Genomic DNA, 18,164 nt, shown 5'->3' on the forward strand with positions numbered 1-18,164 from the left:
AAAAGGGTAGTGCAGTCACTACCCTTTCTTCTGTTTTATCAGGTCTAATCTCATCGTTGCTAATCGCGATCGCTCGGATCGCCTCGTTGGCCATCGCGTTTGAGCAAGTAATTTACAATCGGCAGCACTTTTTGCAAGTTCTTCAACGTTGTCTGCCATCTTCTCAGTGTAATTTGGTCAGTGCAATTTGGTATGAGAAACAAAATTCACACTACACGGTCGCGCCTCCAGCGTGGGGGCGCAATGTGCAGCCTAACCAAACCATCTCGATAGGCTTCTGTGCAAAAAAGCTTGGAACCGATTACTTGCCTAGACAAATTACGGTTACAAGCTCTGAACAGCTATAGATTTCAAGTCAAGCATGGAGCGCCAAAGCTGGCAGCAACCTTATTCGATCTCCCCAGGCTCCAAAATTCTTTGGAATAGATAACCCGTTCCTCTAGCTGTCAAAATTAGTTCTGGGTTGCTAGGATCATCTTCAAGCTTGGCACGCAAACGAGAAATGTGAACGTCTACTACACGAGTATCGACGTGTCGCTCAGGGGTGTAACCCCAAACCTCTTGCAGAATCTCTGACCGAGAGAAGGGTTCTCCAGACCGGCTGACGAGGAGTTCTAGCAAGCTGAATTCCATACCTGTCAGACGAATTCGTTCATCCCCTTTGTAGACTTGGCGCTTGTTGGTATCAATCCGAATGCTGTTGATGTGAATCACACCAGAGCTAGGAATACCCGTAACCCCTGTCTTATCCACCCGGCGCAAAACCGAGCGGATTCGCGCTTCGAGTTCTTTTGGAGAAAACGGTTTGACCACGTAATCATCTGCGCCAAGTTCTAGCCCCGTGATGCGATCGGCAACATCTCCCAATGCCGTCAGCATAATGATCGGCACATCCGACTCTTTGCGGAGTTCTTGACAAACGCCATAGCCATCGAGCTTTGGCATCATCACATCGAGAACGACTAGATCGGGATCGGCATTACGAAACGTATCAAGGGCTTCCTCACCATCTGCTGCCGTTACGACATCGTATCCAATCATAGAAAGGCGAGTTTCGAGAATGCGGCGAATACTTGCCTCGTCATCGACCACCAAGATCTTTTCTTTATGAGTTTCCAAGTTTTGCAACGCTCCTTGAAGTCAAATCTATAAACCTTAATTTTTGTACTTTATCATTAAAGATAGTAACTCGTTTCTTCATTTTGAGGGCGTAAAAACCTTATTCTGGCTGAGCTTCAGAGTTTCTTAATGTTTACCTGATTTGCAGAGCAACCTAATATTAATTTTTGCAAATGCCAAAAGTACGATCGACCTTTGTTTGTAATGAATGCGGAGCGGAATCGTCTCAATATTTTGGTCGATGTCCCTCCTGTGGAACGTGGAATTCGCTAGAAGAACAGGTTGCTCGCCCTGCCGCGCAGACTGCTACGGCAACTCGTGTTCGCAGCGTCAATGGTGGCAACGGGCGTACTTCGACTAAGAATAGCCCTGCTCACGCCGTTTCTGCCTTAAAACTTACGGAAATTTCGGATCACACTGAAGCTCGGTTGGCGTCGGGCTATACCGAACTCGATCGCGTGTTAGGGGGTGGAATTGTTCCAGGGTCGCTAGTGCTGATTGGCGGCGACCCTGGAATTGGCAAATCGACGCTGTTGCTGCAAACCGCAAATCAGTTGTCTACGCGATATCCCACGCTTTATGTTTGTGCAGAAGAATCGGGGCAGCAGGTGAAGCTGAGGGCGCAACGGCTGGGAATTAAGGGAGATAAGGGAGACCAAGAAGCAGACCCATCCAATCTTTACCTTCTGCCGGAAATTGATTTGGATACGATTCTGGAAGAACTGGAGTCGCTAAAACCGAGAGTTGCCATTATCGACAGTATTCAAGCGCTTTACTATAGTGCGCTAACGTCAGCGCCGGGATCGGTGTCACAGGTTCGGGAATGTACGTCCATTTTGATGCGAGTGGCAAAGCAGCAGAACATTACGCTGTTTATTGTGGGACACGTGACCAAAGAAGGCGCGATCGCAGGTCCGAAAGTCCTCGAACACCTCGTTGATACAGTTCTGTATTTTGAAGGCGATCGTTTCGCCAGCCATCGGTTGCTGCGATCGGTGAAGAATCGGTTTGGGGCGACGCACGAGATCGGCGTTTTCGAGATGGTGGATCAGGGCTTAGAAGAAGTCACCAATCCATCGGAACTGTTTTTAGGCAACCGGGAAGAAGGGTCTTCGGGAACCGCCACCATTGTGGCATGTGAAGGAACCCGCCCGATCGTCGTCGAACTGCAAGCGCTTGTCAGTGCGACAAGCTATAGTTCACCCCGCCGCTCAACAACTGGAATTGAGTACAACCGTCTGCTACAAATTCTCGCGGTGCTGGAGAAGCGGGTTGGCATTCCGTTGTCTAAACTTGATGCCTATGTTGCGTCGTCCGGCGGTTTAAACGTGGGAGAACCCGCAGCAGATTTGGGAGTGGCGGTGGCAGTAGCGGCAAGTTTCCGCGATCGCATCATCGATCCCCATACGGTTGTGATTGGTGAAGTGGGGCTAGGCGGACAAGTTCGCCCCGTTTCTCAGATGGAACTCCGGCTCAAAGAAGCGTCTAAACTTGGCTTCACGCGGGCAATTGTTCCGAAGGGATCGAGCTATAAAGACGTTGGGCTAGAGGTCGTCCAGGTGTCGCGAGTCGTAGATGCGATGGCGGCGGCTCTGGCGGGTAGTCGTAGCCGTGAGCCAGAAGAGCCAAATTTGGAAGAGTGAATTAGAGGAGCGATTCTTCGGATCGCTCCTCTAGTACTTAATCTAGAGAAAGCCTTTAAGAATTGATTATCCAATTGAAGGATTGGGAATGCGGTAGGGTGAGAGGACAACGATTTCTGAGAAATTATGCGGGCAAGCAATCCTACTCTTTTAGCACTCGACTTTGATGGTGTGATTTGTGATGGGTTGAAAGAGTATTTTCAAACGGCGTGGAGAGCATACTGCCAGATTTGGCAACTCGATCAGACGGCTCCACCACAAGGTCTTGATGAAAGCTTTTACCGATTGCGCCCTGTCGTCGAAAGTGGTTGGGAAATGCCAGTTTTGCTGCGGGCATTGATATTGAAAACGAATGAAGATGAGATCTTAGAGCGATGGGCCGCGATCGCATCGGAAATCATCGCCGAGCATGAATTGAAACCTTTGGAAGTCAGCGCTATTGTAGATACCATTCGAGATCAGTGGATCGCATCTGATTTAGATAGCTGGTTGGCAGAACATCGATTTTATCCAGGTGTACTTCAGCGACTTCAAAAAGCCATTGCTCGTTCAACAAACTCTGTCATTATTAGCACTAAAGAAGGGCGTTTTATCCAACAGCTACTGCAACAGCAAGGATTAAATTTTTCAGATTCTCAAATTTACGGTAAAGAGGCAAAACGCTCGAAGTATCAAATTTTGCAAGAGTTGCAAGAGAAATATGGCGATGACTCGGTGATTTGGTTTATTGAAGATCGATTAAAAACATTGCAAGTTGTGCAACATCAACCTCAGCTAGAAACGGTAGAGCTTTTTCTTGCGAATTGGGGGTATAACACTCCTGAAGAACGACAAGCAGCATTCAAAGATAATCGAATTCATCTCCTTTCGCTGGATCAGTTTTGTCAGGATTTTTCTGTATGGCGATGATCCTGCTGTAATTAGTTCCTAAACAAATAGCAAAGCGCTATGCTACTAGTGCAAAGGAACTGGTAGTAAGCGAATGCTGGATCTCACCAAACTAGCTCAGCAAATGCAAGGCATTAGCCAGCACTTAACGGTGGAGGCAACGGCAACTCGTCAACGAATTGAACGAGCCGAACTGCTGATGGCACAAGCTTCTGAGCGGCAATCTGAACTAGTAGAGATGCAAAAAACGTGGCGCGATCGCTTCATATTCACCGCTGCCGAACCGATTGAATCGCTAAATAGCCGGATCGATGTTGACTTAGCTCCATCGGCTCACACAGTCATTGCTACGGATGGTTCTCAGATTGCGCCAAGTCATCACGAAATTGCATACTGCTATCTAATCAACATTGGGCGCATTGTTCTACATTACGGTCAAAGCAAATTTCCTCTATTGGATAGCTTGCCCGAAGCGTTTTATCGTTCTGAAGATCTCTATGCGTCGCGGCAGTGGGGCATCAGGACTGAAGAATGGATGGGATACAAGCGTACAACTCAAGAAGCGTGTGTGCTGGCAGAATTGGCGGAAGCGTTAGTCGAAGAAGACCGCGATCGCTTAGCGCCTGCGATCGCGCTCGTCGATGGCTCACTACTGTACTGGTTTCTAGAACCATTGCCTACTGAAGCGCGGGATCAGATCCTGACGCCGATTTTGGAGGCATGGGATAAGCTGCGATCGCTAGACGTTCCGCTAGTTGGATACATTAGTGCGTCTCGCAGTGGTGAAGCGTTAAATTTCCTGCGGCTTCAGAGTTGCGCCTATCTTGCCCCTGATTGCGCCTCTCATTGTGCCGGACAAACAGGTCGCGAAGCGTCTTCTAACCGTGCCCCATGCCAAGTGCTTGATCCCTTAAAAGACACAGCGTTGTGGGGAAGACTGTTACAGCCTGGACAGCGCAGTCCCTTATGGAAAAGTTCGGCACGAATTCAAGAGTTTTACGGAGATCATGCGATTCATTTCTGCTATGTGCATGTGGGTAGCGAGATTGCGCGGGTCGAGGTTCCGGGCTGGGTGGCGGGCGATCGCGAGATGTTAGATTCAGCATTAAGTCTTGTGTTAGCCCAAGTTCAAAAGGGTTATGGCTATCCGGTAGCCTTGGCAGAAGCGCATAATCAAGCGGTGGTAAGAGGCGGCGATCGTGCTCGATTCTTCGCACTGCTAGAACAACAAATGATTCGAGCTGGACTCAAAAATGTAGGAACGTCTTATAAAGAAACTCGTAAGCGAGGCAGCATTGCGTAATGGACTTTCAGGATCTGCAAGAGAAGCGGGATGAAATATTAGCGATCGCGGCAAAACATGGTGCCAGAAATGTTCGAGTGTTTGGCTCTGTAGTTAGTGGAGAGGCAACGTCAGAGAGTGATGTTGATTTCTTAATTGATTTGGGCGAAAAACTAAGTCCTTGGTTTCCGACAGGCTTAATTCACGAGCTTGAGGATTTATTAGGTCGAAAAGTTGATGTTGTAACTGCAAGAGCGGTGCATTACTTTATCCGCGATCGTGTCTTGGAAGAGGCGAAACCATTATGAAAGATAAGCGAGTTTATCTGATCTACATTCGCGATTGCATTGTAAGAATTGAAAGCTACTTAATAGAAGGAAAAGCTGGATTCCTAAAGAATTTGAAGACCCAAGATGCCGTTATTAGAAATTTGCAAACATTGTGCAAATCAACTCAGCGCCTACCTAATGAGTGGAAAGCAGCACACCCTGAACTCAACTGGAGGCGAATTGCTGATTTCTGAAATCTACTAACACATCAGTATCTAGATATTGACCTCGAGGTGGTATGGAACATTATTGAAAATTACTTACCCGACTTGAAGTTAACAATCGAGGCCATTACAGAAGAAGTCTGTAATATTTAGGCAATTAATCTGGTTACTAAAACTCAGCTTCGTCGGTCAACGTCTCAATTAGCAAATCGACTTGCTTCTGCCGTTCTGCTAGAAAAGATTCGCATTGGCGTAAGTATTCAACTGCCGCAGAAAACTCTTCAAAAACAGCCGCAAGGTCTAGTTCGCCAGATTCAATTCTTGTCAAAATTTCTTCAACTCTAGCAACCGTTCTTTCGTAATTCCAATGCTCGTAATCAGGTGAAGATGGCAAGCGAGTTACCTTAGCAGCAGTTTTGGGACTTAGCCATACGTTACCCCAAAAACAAGCGAAGTGGGCGTTCTCTTCTTTGTTAGTCCCTATTTAGAGAACTTGGGTGAAGCACCTGATACATCCGTGACTGTAACCTTAATGTGCCCTTGACCAAGTTGAATGGTTAAATTTTCGTTCTGATTTACATCATTGATTGATCGGACAATTCCGCCGTTCCCCTGCCTTACAACCGCATAGCCTCGCTGCAAGACGGCTTGAGGATCAAGAGTCGTCAATTTTTCTTGCAGCATCTGATGATGTTGCTGCGCGGATTGAAAGCGACGTTGAGTAGATTGAATCAGCCGTTGCTGTAGCCAGGACACGACTTGATACTCTTGTTTAAGCAGCCGATCGAGCTTTAATCGACCGAAGCGATCGCGCATTGTCTGCACGCGATCGCGCTCACTGCTCAGATATCTGTTCACAGCCTGGTTTAACGCGTTTAGCCGCTCCCCATGCTCAACCCGCAAATCTGCAAGACAAGGAACCGCGAGTTCAGCAGCAGCAGTGGGCGTGTGGACATGAACATCCGCTGCTAAATCCGCCAACGACTCGTCACGCTGATGCCCAATCCCCGCAATCACCGGAATGGGGCAGTTTGCCACCGCTCGTACCACAATTTCATGATCAAAACAGGCCATATCCTCGCTCGCACCGCCACCGCGTGATAGAATTAGTACATCTGCTCTATTATCGCGTTCGACTCGAGCGATCGCAGCCACAATAGACGCAGGAGCCTGATCTCCTTGGACAAGTGCCGGAGAGAACAGGACACGCAATCCTGGATAGCGGCGCTTTAGAGTGCGTTGGATATCACCCCAAGCTGCAGCTTGGGGTGAGGTGACAACGGCTACAGTTTGCGGATGAAGCGGTAGAGGACGCTTTCGCTCTGGGTCGAACAGTCCTTCTGCCTCTAAGCGATCCCGCAGTTGGCGGTAGCGCAATGCTCTTAACCCTTCTCCTGCGGGCAGGGCTTGCCACACAATCAATTGGTAAGTACCACGATGGGGTTGTACATGCACCCGACCCAGCAAAATAAACTGCTCTCCCTGAACCGGTAACGTCGCTAACTTATGCAACTGACTGTTCCAGATCACACAACTAATTGCGGCTTTAGCATCCGGGTCTTGCAGCGTGAAAAACAAGCCACTCTTGTATTGCGTTGCGCTCGATACTTCTCCCGTGATCCAAACTTGGCGCAGCTGATCATCTTCCTCGAGCAGGAGTTGGATGTATGCCGTGAGACCCGCCACAGAAAGGGCGGTATCTGGCACCAGTAAAGACGGCAAATTAGAGGTCATCGTGTGTACCCTGGAAGAAGAGCAGATTTACACCTTACCGAGCAACTTTACTGAGCAAATCGTAGAATAGCTGCTTCCATGCTACATAAGATTGAGAATGAGTTGTTCGTCCTTCATCTTAGTTGTTAGATATTAGTCATACCTAACCTCGACCATTCTTTCCCCCACCCCATACTTTCATTTTCTGAGGCGCTAATGGCAACAAAAACAGAGAGTTCTGATAAGCAAAAAGCACTAACCATGGTGCTGACTCAAATTGAGCGCAACTTCGGTAAAGGCAGCATTATGCGCTTGGGCGATGCCACCCGAATGAAGGTGGAAACGATCTCGAGTGGCGCACTGACGCTGGATCTAGCACTTGGTGGTGGCTTGCCCAAAGGTCGAGTGATTGAGGTTTACGGTCCTGAAAGTTCGGGTAAAACGACGATCGCGCTTCATGCCGTGGCAGAAGTTCAGAAAGCTGGTGGCGTAGCCGCGTATGTCGATGCAGAACATGCCCTTGACCCGGCGTATGCCGCTAACTTAGGGGTAGACATTGATAATCTGTTAGTGTCTCAGCCGGATACTGGAGAAGCTGCGTTAGAAATCGTTGATCAGTTGGTGCGATCGACGGCGGTAGACATCGTGGTCATCGACTCGGTAGCCGCTCTCGTTCCTCGCGCTGAGATTGAAGGTGAGATGGGCGATTCTCACATGGGTCTGCAAGCGCGTCTGATGAGCCAAGCCTTGCGCAAGATTACCGGAAACATTGGTAAGTCTGGCTGTACGGTGGTATTTATCAACCAGTTGCGTCAGAAGATTGGCGTTACTTATGGTAGCCCTGAGACGACCACGGGTGGACAAGCGCTGAAGTATTACGCCTCGGTGCGACTCGACATTCGCCGGATTCAAACGCTGAAGAAGGGCAACGAAGAGTATGGCACTCGCGCCAAGGTGAAAGTCGCGAAGAATAAAGTCGCGCCGCCATTCCGTATTGCGGAGTTTGACATCATCTTTGGTAAGGGTATCTCGACCTTGGGCTGCCTGATTGACATGGCAGAAGAAACGGGCGTTGTGGTTCGCAAGGGGGCTTGGTATAGCTACAACGGCGACAATATTAGCCAAGGTCGCGACAATGCCATTAAGTACATGGAAGAAAAGCCTGAGTTTGCCGTGGAAGTTGAGAAACTGGTGCGCGAGAAGCTAGAAATGGGCGCAGAGGTTTCGGCGAACACGGTTGGCATAGTCGATGAGCATGATATCGACGATGATGAGCTAGAAGAATAAGCGCAGTTTGCCTCACAGAAACTTGCAAAAGCGCGTTGATGCTTTAAGTTGATGGTTTAAAGAGTACAAGGGTAGGCGGTTGCCTACCCTTTCGAGTATTAGGAATCAAACTTGAGGAAAAACCAATTCTGAGTGTTACAAGCATTGCTTTTACTCTATTGTTATGGATTAAGAATAGTTGCGTTGATCCGCGAAGTATCCAGTATTCTGAAACTGTGACAATTTCCGGCTTCTACATCACTGCTTAATCCGTATACCTTTGCTCCGCAGTCTTTTTGACACTATGAAACTTTGCGTTTTTCATACTCCTGAACTCACTCCTGACCAAAATTATGCTGATTGCGCGATCGCAATCGATGTGTTGAGAGCAACAAGCACGATCGCAACGGCATTAGCGGTAGGAGCCGAAGCGGTTCAAGTCTTTAGCGATCTGGACAAGCTGATGCATGAAAGCGAAAGCTGGATGCCAGAGAAACGGTTACGGGCAGGCGAGCGCGGTGGCAGCAAGGTGGTAGGCTGCGATTTAGGAAATTCTCCGCTTGACTGCACGCCTCAGTTAATGAATGAAAAGCGTCTTTTCATTAGCACAACGAATGGAACGCGAGCGCTTCAGAAGATTCAGGCATCGCCAACCGTTTTAGCGGCAGCGTTGATTAACCGCAAGGCGATCGTTGAATATTTGCTCAAGCAGCAACCGGATACCGTATGGATTGTGAACGCAGGATGGGAAGGCTCGTTTGCGTTAGAAGATACAGTCTGTGCAGGTGCGATCGCGCATACTCTAGCTGAAAGGCTTGATTGCTCACTAGAGGAGATCACGGGCAACGATGAAGTCGTGGGCGCAGTGACTCTCTATCAGCAGTGGAAAGAGAATTTATTGGAACTCTTGCACTATGCCAGTCACGGTAAGCGCTTGCTTAAACTCGACTGCCATGACGATTTGAAATATTGCGCAGGATTAGATGTGCTAGATGTTGTGCCAATTCAGCGTGAGATTGGAGTGTTGGTGAAAAACAGCTAGTCTGAGGAAGTTTCAGCTAGGGCGATAAGAGTGCCAATTTTTGGCAGCTGATGAATTTAGGTATCATTAGAACTTTTCGCAAGAACCTTAAGTAAAGTTCTGTTTCAACTAAAAAAGAGAGGCAAGTGCTTGCCTCTCTTTTTCTATGCCTAATCTTATAGACGGAACGGTTTGCCTATCAAGGATTTAGCCAAATATTAAGTTTTTACGCGATTCAAAAACACACGCCTATAATGTGAACGATTGTTAAGCAGCGTGAAAGTAGACGCTTTCAGCCGAGAGGGATTAGTTTCATAGCTTACTGGATCGGCAAATTCAGCGATCGCGCCTTCTTAAACGCAAACTTTCAATCAAAAAACCGTCACACTCTGTTTTTAAAGTTTAATAAACTTCATCAAACTAGAGTAAGATGGGTCAGTAGGTATTAATCCTCATTGGGTTAACCTCCTCCTTTCTCGATCCGCTCAATAAAGCCTTTTGGTTTATTGAATTGCGGGATTTGTGGATAGTCACCGCCTCGCCTTGAGACACTTCGATTCACCCGCGAATCCTGCCTAGCTCACTATCGATCTAAAGATTTGGCACACTACAGCCTCTTGCTTCACCCGATACACGAGCCTCTCTGCGGATTGATTAGGTGTGCTTCACATCGAACCGACCTCTCTACATCCCTACAAACCTGGTTTCAGTTCTCATGGTGAGTACCTCTTTTCCTTGGCTAACGACCCTAATCCTGCTGCCCCTGGTAGCCTCTCTCTTAATCCCGATCCTGCCAGACAAACAAGGCAAAACAGTACGCTGGTACGCTTTGGGCGTTGGACTGCTTGATTTTGCGCTCTTGGTCTACGCGGTTTGGAGCCACTACGACTTTCAAAATCCTGACTTCCAATTGGCTGAGAGCTATGCTTGGGTGCCACAAGTTGGTATTAATTGGTCGGTTGCGGTGGATGGAATCTCGATGCCGCTGGTTGTTTTAGCGGGATTAGTTACAACTTTATCGATGCTGGCAGCCTGGCAGGTGAAAGAAAAGCCCAGGCTTTTTTATTTTCTGATGCTAGTGATGTATTCCGCTCAGATTGGCGTTTTCTGCGCTCAAGATATGATTCAGTTCTTTCTCATGTGGGAAGTTGAACTGGTTCCGGTCTACATCCTGATTTCGATTTGGGGTGGCCCGAAGCGGCTCTACGCAGGTACTAAATTTATTCTTTATACGGCAGTTGGTTCTATCTTCATTCTGGTCGCTGCTTTAGCAATGGCATTTTCGGGCGATGTGGTTACCTTTAACCTGCATGAGTTGGGCTTGAAGGAATACTCCTTGCCGTTTGAGCTGTGTGTTTATGCTGGACTGTTGATTGCCTATGGCGTCAAGTTACCTATCTTCCCGCTTCACACATGGTTACCGGATGCTCATGGTGAAGCATCGGCTCCGGTTTCGATGATTCTGGCTGGAGTATTGCTAAAGATGGGTGGCTATGCCCTCATTCGCATGAATGTGGAAATGTTGCCTCATGCTCATGTTTACTTCGCCCCAATTCTGGCGATTCTCGGTATTGTCAATATTATTTACGGAGCATTGGCGTCTTTTGCTCAGCGAAATCTGAAGCGTCGGATGGCGTATTCGTCGATCTCTCACATGGGCTTTGTGCTGTTGGGAATTGCCTCATTTACTGAATTGGGTATGAATGGGGCAGTGCTACAAATGCTCTCCCACGGATTGATTGCACCCGCGTTGTTCTTCTTGGCTGGAATTGTCTACGATCGCACCCACACCCTCAACATGGATGACATGGGCGGATTGGCGAAGAAGATGCCGACAACCTTTGCTCTATTTACCATGTGTTCAATGGCATCCTTGGCGTTGCCTGGAATGAGCGGCTTTGTCGGGGAATTGGCAATTTTCTTAGGCTTCACCACGAGCGATGCTTACACTTCTGCCTTTAAGGGAGTTGTGGTTCTACTAGCAGCGGTGGGTCTGATCATTACGCCGATTTACCTGCTTTCGATGCTGCGCGAAATGTTCTACGGCAAAGAAGGCAAAGCGATTGTGCAGAACATTGTGTTAGATGCGAAGCCAAGAGAGTTTTTCATTGCGGCTTGCCTGCTACTGCCAATCATTGGGATCGGCTTATATCCAAAGCTGGCGACTCAAACTTATGACGTGAAAACAGTTGCGATTGCAAGTCATGCGCGCAATGCAGTTCCAGTAATTGCTAGCCAAGCGTATCAAGATTTGCCTCAGTTTTCGATCGCGCCAAAGCTGCCTGCTGCAAATGCTGAGCTTTTAGGCATGGTCAAGTAAATCTCTCATAAATATTGCTGCACGCCTGGGGGGTAACCTCCAGGTTTTTTTAGACTTACCCAGACGTTTTCTAACTCCAACCCATATTTTTTAAGTGGTGCAATGGTGATTAGGCTTCTGGGAATTGATGCGATCGCACCTCGCCACAATACTCCTGCGTCGCTGTCGTAATCAATTCATATAAATTGAGATAGGACTTTGCAAACTTTGGCTTCCATGTGCCCAGCCCCAACACATCCGATGTGACAAGGACTTGACCATCGCATTGGTTTCCCGCTCCGATCCCAATTGTGGGAATCACCAATTTCTCGCTAATTGTTTTGGCTAGATCCGATGGAATGTGTTCTAACACAATCGAGAATGCGCCTGCTTGCTCGAGCGCGATCGCTTCTGCCACAATCCGCTCACGGTCTTCACTAGATTTTCCTTGCTGACGAAAGCCTGTTTGCCGGACAGACTGAGGCGTTAACCCAACATGTCCCATGACCGGAATGCCAATGTGAACAAGTTTAGCAACGGTTTCTGCCATCGCAGGATGACCGCCTTCGAGCTTGACGCCGCCTGCGCCAGTTTCTTTCAGCACACGCCCTGCCGATCGAATTGCCTGCTGCGGACTTTCTTGATAACTCATGAATGGCAAATCGACAACCACTAATGCCTGCTTGACCCCGCGACAAACTGCTTTTGCGTGATGCAGTGTTTCCTCTAGTGTGAGCGGCAGTGTTGTTTCATGTCCTAAGGCCACCATTGCTAACGAATCGCCGACCAAGATCACATCGACGCCTGCTTGATCCAAAATCTGGGCAATGGCATAGTCCCAAGCGGTAAGGACTGCGATCGCCCGTCCTTGCTGCTTCCACTGAATGAGTTGCTGCGGAGTAAGCATAGCGTAAGTCGTAATTTGGAGTTGCTCAAATTACGGGTAGATTAGTTCTATTTTACTCTGCTCGTTAGGGGGAACGATGGCTGAACATGATGTGAGGCTTGGTTTGGTAGGTCGTCATACTGACCCACGCCAGTCCTTCGGTTGTGCCGACCCAAAGTTTGTTGCCTGTGTCAGGAGATAGGGTCAGTACTCGGCTTGATGGTAAGTTTGGAACCTGACCGACGATCGCACCATTGCCAGGATTGACCCGAAATAATCCTTGGCTCGTTCCAGCCCAAACGCTGCCCACTTGATCGGTTCCGAGGGATAGAACATTTCGTCCTCTCAATTGAGTGAGCGATCGCACAATTTTCCCGTCTAGAGGATTAATTTCCACTAAACCACTGGGAGTGCCTGCCCATAGCGAACCCTTAGAATCTAACGCCAGGGTCTGAACAGAGCCGCCTGAGATTCCACTCATTGCATGCAGGACTTGAGCGCTGGCCGTATCGACTTGGACAAGTCCTTCTAATGTACCAACCCAAAGTTGACCTTCAGAATCTAGGCTGAGTGCATTGGCACTGACCCCGGGTAGTTCTTTCAAAGTCGTCATCACAAGTCCTTTGTCTGGGCTGACTAAGACCAAGCCTTGGTCGGTTCCCACCCAGAGATAGCCCCGTTGATCGACGAGCATCGATAATACTCGGTTAGAGGGAAGCGTGATGGTTTGAGCCGTCACCTGATTGGTACGTGGATCGATGCGCCAAATGCCTTCGTAAGTTCCGACCCAAATTCGCCCGACACGATCTTGCGCGATCGCGGCGATCGCAAGATTCGGGAGCGGCACTCTTGCCAACACTCGACCTGTGTTGGGGTCAAGTTTTGCAACCCCAAAAGGTGTTGCAATCCAAAGGTTTCCTTTAAAGTCACGCTGCGAGGCGCTGACCCGAAATTCTTCGGTAGCGTTGTTGTCCTGGGTAGAAGTAGTCGGTATTGGCGGCGGAGCGATGGGAGTATAAGGCAGCGTTTGGGCGCGGGTCACAGAAGAAATACCAAGAGCCAACACTACAGAACTGAGACCGATCCCCATGCGCACAGGTAAACCCAACATAATTAATACTCCATCGCCCCTTGAACAGCCATAGTGTGCCCTAAGCGATGGAACGATGCTGCAAAGAGACGCTGGCGAGTAGAAAGTATTAATGCCCCAGCAGCTTATCGCGCAAGTGTTTGATTTTGTCGCGGTATTTAGCGGCGTCCTCAAACTCCATCTTTTTGGCGGCGTCCTTCATCTGGGCCTCTAGCTGAGTGATCAGAGTCGGAATGTTCTCAAGGGGAATGTCGTTGGCATGTTCGTAGACTTGATCCAGTTCTTGAGCATTTAATCGACGAGAAACGTCTAGAAACGACAAGATCGCATTGCTAGATCTCTTGATAATGGGTGTTGGCACAATGCCGTGCTTTTCGTTGTACTTCATCTGAATCTCACGACGGCGCTCCGTTGCCTCGATCGCTTTCGCCATGCTGTCCGTATAGTTATCAGCATAAAGAATCGCTTTGCCCTCGACGTGACGTGCTGCCCGTCCGATCGTTTGAATCAGCGATCGTTCGGCCCGCAAAAATCCTTCTTTGTCTGCGTCTAAAATCGCGACTAGTGAGACTTCGGGAAGATCCAGTCCCTCTCTCAGCAAGTTGACACCAACCAACACATCAAAAATGCCTTCGCGTAAATCCTGTAGGATCTCGATTCGCTCGATGGAGGTAATCTCCGAGTGCAAGTAGCGAACGCGAACGCCGCGCTCTTGAAAGTACTCTGTTAAGTCTTCTGCCATCCGCTTTGTCAGCGTCGTGATCAGCGTCCGTTCGTGTTTTGCAACGCGCTCTTGAATTTCGTGCAACAAATCATCGACTTGCCCATTGGTCGGGCGCACAAACACTTCCGGATCGAGAACGCCAGTGGGTCGAATCACTTGCTCCGCAATGTGATCTTCAGAGATTTCAAGCTCCCAGTTTCCGGGAGTCGCGGATACGAATATGCACTGGTTCACCTTTTCCCAAAATTCTTCTGCCTTGAGGGGACGGTTGTCGGCAGCACTCGGCAGGCGAAAGCCATGCTCGATCAAGACGCTCTTTCGCGCTTGGTCGCCGTTATACATCGCTCGAATCTGAGGGATTGTGACGTGAGATTCGTCAATCACCAACAGCCAATCTTTTGGAAAATAATCAATCAAGCATTCGGGCGACTCTCCTGCTGCCCGTCCGGCTAAGTGTCGAGAATAGTTTTCAACCCCATTGCAAAACCCAACTTCTCGCAAGACTTCTAAATCGTATCGAGTGCGTTGCTCTAAGCGTTGGGCTTCGAGTAGCTTTCCGTTAGTTTCTAGCTCGACTAAGCGTTGTTTGAGTTCTAATTCGATCTCATCGCACGCCGATTGCAGCCGGTCTTCTGGCGTGACAAAGTGACGAGCCGGATAGACGTTGACGGCTTCCATGCTTTGCAAGGTTGCGCCTGTGACCGGATCGACATATCGAATGGCATCAATTTCATCGCCAAAAAATTCGACGCGGATGATCCGATCTTCGTAAGCAGGTCCAATTTCTAATACGTCGCCCTTGACGCGAAACTTTCCGCGACCTAAATCTAAATCATTGCGGGTGTACTGCACCGAGGCAAGATCGCGCAGGATCTGACGCTGGTTGATTTCTTCCCCTACGCGCAGAGGAATCGAGGCATTCAAATATTCCGATGGAATTCCCAGGCCATAAATGCAGCTAATTGAGGCGACGACGATCACATCTTTACGCTCAAATAGCGATCGCGTGGCGGAGTGCCGCAGCATATCAATCTCATCGTTGATCGATGCGGTTTTTTCGATGTACGTGTCGCTGACCGGAACGTAAGCTTCAGGTTGATAGTAGTCGTAGTAACTGATGAAATATTCGACCGCGTTATTAGGAAAGAATTCTCGCAACTCGTTACAAAGCTGAGCAGCAAGCGTTTTGTTGTGAGCTAAAAGCAGAGTCGGTTTACCAACCTTGTCGATCACCCTGGCGATCGTATGCGTTTTTCCGGTTCCCGTTGCACCAAGGAGGGTCTGAAAACGATTCCCAGCGTTAATGGAGTTGGCGAGTGTTGCGATCGCGGTTGGCTGATCGCCCTTCGGTTCAAACGGCGCTTGGATGTTGAAATCTGCCATAGTTGATGAAGAGGTTATGTGGCGACCATTCTCTAGTGTAACGAGTTCTACTCGAAGCGGAATGTCGTTGAGATAGCCATTTCTGAACAGATTCCCGTACTCAAGTCCCGTACCCAATTGTCGGTCAGCACACTCCCCGTTTCGCGAGTAACGGCTTAAACTAAATGTCAAATGTCCTAGTCCACGCCGCTCAGGATTTTGTCTTCAGAGAGATGACAGGAATTAAGCTTTGCTGACACGCTGAAACCTGCATCCTTTAGAGTTAACGCGTTGCTATGTCGATGAGATTTGCCCTAGTCACCGTAGCCGGAAATCTGTTGGCATGGCTCGGCGCAGGCTCTGCTACAGCGGCGAGCTTTTACTCAGTCCAACAGATTCCGTTTATGCCTGCCGATCTCAACGATCGCGGCGACGTAGTTGGAGGACAGTATGTGTGGAATAGCGGCAATCTAACGGATTTAAAGTCGCAGCTTGGCGTCACCAATACGACGTTTGCCGCAAAAGCAATCAACAATTCGGGGCAAATCTTAGGAGACGGACTGGTCGTTAGTCAGCCCACTACCGATGCCCCTTTGGATTTCTCACGCAGCTCAGATCGAGTTTTTCTAACTGATGGCAAAACGGTTTCTCAAATTAGCCTCAATGCTTCCTGTGTGGGTTATGCCTGTCCGACAACCACTGCCATTGACATTAACGATCGCGGACAAATTCTGTATGGGGTACAGGTTCCGTCAGGTTCCTTTAGTCAGGGACAAAACCCTGATGGTAGTAAATTTGAATTCAATGGAGGTGAGGCGGCTACAGGCATTAATAACCAAGGTCAAATTGCGGGGCAGCGGTTTGGTTCAGGTCGTCGTGGCCCAGGTGTTGGCATTTTTGAAGAGGAGCAACAGGCGATCGTTCTGACCGGAACCGTTTATTGCCCAATCCCAACGGATTGCTTTCCGCGAGAAACCGTAGCCAAGGGCATCAACGATCGCGGACAGGTTGTTGGTTACGGTCCAATCGGCGTGGCACTCAGCAGTCCGCTTCGAGCGATGTTTTGGGCAGATCCTAAACGTAATACGGTCGGGCAAGATTTAGGAACGTTGGGGGGAAGCAGTGGCCCTTTTCCCTTCGCAAGCGTTGCCAATAGTATCAACAACAGTAGCCAAATCGTGGGCTATTCCTACACATCTGACGGACAGCAACGGGCGGTGATTTGGGAAAATGGTGTCCTCGTTGATCTCAACACTCAGCTGCCGATTGAGGCGGGATGGACGCTTTCATCGGCAACGCGGATTAATAATGCTGGACAGATCATCGGAACCGGACTGGTTAATGGGCAGGAGCAAGGCTATTTGCTAACACCGGAGCCTATACCCGAACCGGATGGCGCGATCGCATCGTTTGCAGGATGCAGTATTCTTCTATCGGTTGCCGCATTCAAATATCGAAAGAAACTCCGCTAGTTGTCGTTCGCATTGCCGTTTCTATATGATTATGCAACTCAAGAAATGGTAGCAGTGAACCTGCTCTCGATCTTGATTGTACTATGCTTCTGTAATTATTCTTTCAAAAACGCAAGTAGGCTATTGTGCGATCGCAAGCCCTAGTCCAGTTAATTTCACTTGCATGAAAGTATCAGTAATAATGAGTAAATAAATCCGCCAATTTGCTCTTTGAAATATCAACTACTAACTTATTGGTCTAAAATGCAATCAAATTCGCGGCAGTGAAATTCTGTCTTAGCAACCTCTATAGTAAGCAACAGACTTTAGTTTCTGCATCCTGATTGGACGTAACTCTAAACCCTAAAGAAGTAGTAAGAAGCGACCGCGAAATGACACTTTGTGATTGAATTTGTGTATGACAGGAAGTACAAAATTATATAAAACTAAGTGTACTTACGTTGATTAATAGTATTGGCTATGAACACTGGCACACAAACGATTACTGCGTTACTTTATTCACCCTGCGGTTTCTTCGGAGTCGCCTTAGCGCTAACCGCGCAACTTGAAAGTCTTGTCTAATTTCCGAAGTATCGCGCTTTCATGTGTGGAAGTCAGACACTCCTTGGAAGCTTGCCACCAATCGGGTTTTGTGCTGCTTCAAACCCAATTAGTCAGTATTCTCGCGTAGTCACAAACATAACTAGCACAAGGCACAACTTTGGGGAAACCACGCCCAATATAATGTTCCAAAACTGTTTTAAGGTTTTCCTAACTGCCTTCGTTGGGAATCTAACCTGCAAACTACTGTGCTTAATTGTATTTCCACCATTTATGGTTCGTCATTTTATGGTTCGTCATTTGCTCTCAGATAGAGAAACCAATCGCTCTGCTTGTCTCCGCTCCATTACTGTCACTACTCTGACC

General features: G+C 48.4%; 15 protein-coding genes and 1 pseudogene. 10 read left to right on the forward strand and 6 right to left on the reverse strand.

The features are described 5' to 3' along the window. Positions 1-56 precede the first annotated feature (56 nt). Complete coding sequence (locus AC5I6P_RS23675) at positions 57-347, forward strand: hypothetical protein (RefSeq protein WP_495696229.1); 291 nt, start codon at positions 57-59, stop codon at positions 345-347. Positions 348-387: 40 nt separating this feature from the next. Here AC5I6P_RS23675 and rpaB read toward each other — a convergent pair whose 3' ends face one another. Next, on the reverse strand, positions 388-1,119 hold the full coding sequence (gene rpaB / locus AC5I6P_RS23680; protein WP_162422093.1) for a response regulator transcription factor RpaB: 732 nt from the start codon (positions 1,117-1,119) through the stop codon (positions 388-390). Between the two features lie 173 nt (positions 1,120-1,292). On the opposite strand from rpaB, the gene radA reads away from it, so the two are divergent. From radA to AC5I6P_RS23705, 5 genes and pseudogenes are all read left to right on the forward strand, one after another. Then, complete coding sequence (gene radA / locus AC5I6P_RS23685) at positions 1,293-2,762, forward strand: DNA repair protein RadA (protein WP_495696230.1); 1,470 nt, start codon at positions 1,293-1,295, stop codon at positions 2,760-2,762. A 126-nt stretch (positions 2,763-2,888) separates the two neighbouring features. Then, positions 2,889-3,671, forward strand: coding sequence for an HAD family hydrolase (locus AC5I6P_RS23690; protein ID WP_495696231.1), 783 nt, complete (start codon positions 2,889-2,891; stop codon positions 3,669-3,671). 73 nt (positions 3,672-3,744) lie between these two features. Beyond that, a complete protein-coding gene (locus tag AC5I6P_RS23695; RefSeq protein ID WP_495696232.1) occupies positions 3,745-4,953 on the forward strand; it encodes a DNA double-strand break repair nuclease NurA in 1,209 nt (402 codons plus the stop codon). After that, the gene (locus AC5I6P_RS23700) at positions 4,953-5,240 is read left to right on the forward strand and encodes a nucleotidyltransferase family protein (RefSeq protein WP_495696233.1); all 288 of its coding nucleotides are present in this window, start codon (positions 4,953-4,955) and stop codon (positions 5,238-5,240) included. The genes AC5I6P_RS23695 and AC5I6P_RS23700 overlap by 1 nt, the downstream gene beginning before the upstream one ends. After that, positions 5,237-5,578 (forward strand): annotated as a pseudogene (locus tag AC5I6P_RS23705) (HepT-like ribonuclease domain-containing protein). Before AC5I6P_RS23700 ends, AC5I6P_RS23705 begins: the two are co-directional and overlap by 4 nt. A 16-nt stretch (positions 5,579-5,594) precedes the next feature. Here the strand turns inward: AC5I6P_RS23705 and xseB are convergent. Both xseB and xseA read right to left on the reverse strand, forming a co-directional pair. Continuing rightward, the gene (xseB, locus tag AC5I6P_RS23710; protein WP_495696234.1) at positions 5,595-5,819 is read right to left on the reverse strand and encodes an exodeoxyribonuclease VII small subunit; all 225 of its coding nucleotides are present in this window, start codon (positions 5,817-5,819) and stop codon (positions 5,595-5,597) included. Between the two features lie 86 nt (positions 5,820-5,905). Then, positions 5,906-7,159, reverse strand: a complete 1,254-nt coding sequence (xseA, locus tag AC5I6P_RS23715; RefSeq protein ID WP_495696235.1) for an exodeoxyribonuclease VII large subunit — start codon at positions 7,157-7,159, stop codon at positions 5,906-5,908. 195 nt (positions 7,160-7,354) lie between these two features. Between xseA and recA the strand changes: the two genes are divergently transcribed. From recA to AC5I6P_RS23730, 3 genes are all read left to right on the forward strand, one after another. Further along, positions 7,355-8,425 carry a recombinase RecA gene (recA, locus tag AC5I6P_RS23720; protein ID WP_495696236.1) on the forward strand — a complete coding sequence of 357 codons (1,071 nt, stop codon included), beginning with the start codon at positions 7,355-7,357 and terminating at the stop codon, positions 8,423-8,425. Between the two features lie 283 nt (positions 8,426-8,708). Continuing rightward, entirely contained in the window at positions 8,709-9,446 is a 738-nt protein-coding gene (locus AC5I6P_RS23725; RefSeq protein WP_495696237.1) for a 2-phosphosulfolactate phosphatase family protein, read from the forward strand. A gap of 694 nt (positions 9,447-10,140) precedes the next feature. Beyond that, positions 10,141-11,745, forward strand: coding sequence for an NAD(P)H-quinone oxidoreductase subunit 4 (locus AC5I6P_RS23730; protein WP_495696238.1), 1,605 nt, complete (start codon positions 10,141-10,143; stop codon positions 11,743-11,745). Between the two features lie 109 nt (positions 11,746-11,854). Here the strand turns inward: AC5I6P_RS23730 and panB are convergent, their stop codons facing one another. The 3 genes from panB to uvrB form a co-directional block, all read right to left on the reverse strand. Continuing rightward, the gene (panB, locus tag AC5I6P_RS23735; RefSeq protein WP_495696239.1) at positions 11,855-12,631 is read right to left on the reverse strand and encodes a 3-methyl-2-oxobutanoate hydroxymethyltransferase; all 777 of its coding nucleotides are present in this window, start codon (positions 12,629-12,631) and stop codon (positions 11,855-11,857) included. Between the two features lie 64 nt (positions 12,632-12,695). After that, the gene (locus tag AC5I6P_RS23740) at positions 12,696-13,721 is read right to left on the reverse strand and encodes a ligand-binding sensor domain-containing protein (protein WP_495696240.1); all 1,026 of its coding nucleotides are present in this window, start codon (positions 13,719-13,721) and stop codon (positions 12,696-12,698) included. 88 nt (positions 13,722-13,809) lie between these two features. After that, the gene (gene uvrB, locus AC5I6P_RS23745) at positions 13,810-15,807 is read right to left on the reverse strand and encodes an excinuclease ABC subunit UvrB (RefSeq protein ID WP_495696241.1); all 1,998 of its coding nucleotides are present in this window, start codon (positions 15,805-15,807) and stop codon (positions 13,810-13,812) included. Between the two features lie 275 nt (positions 15,808-16,082). Here uvrB and AC5I6P_RS23750 point away from each other — a divergent pair, with 275 nt between their 5' ends. Further along, complete coding sequence (locus tag AC5I6P_RS23750) at positions 16,083-17,258, forward strand: hypothetical protein (protein ID WP_495696242.1); 1,176 nt, start codon at positions 16,083-16,085, stop codon at positions 17,256-17,258. Positions 17,259-18,164: the final 906 nt, after the last annotated feature.

Source organism: Myxacorys sp. (assembly GCF_059501405.1).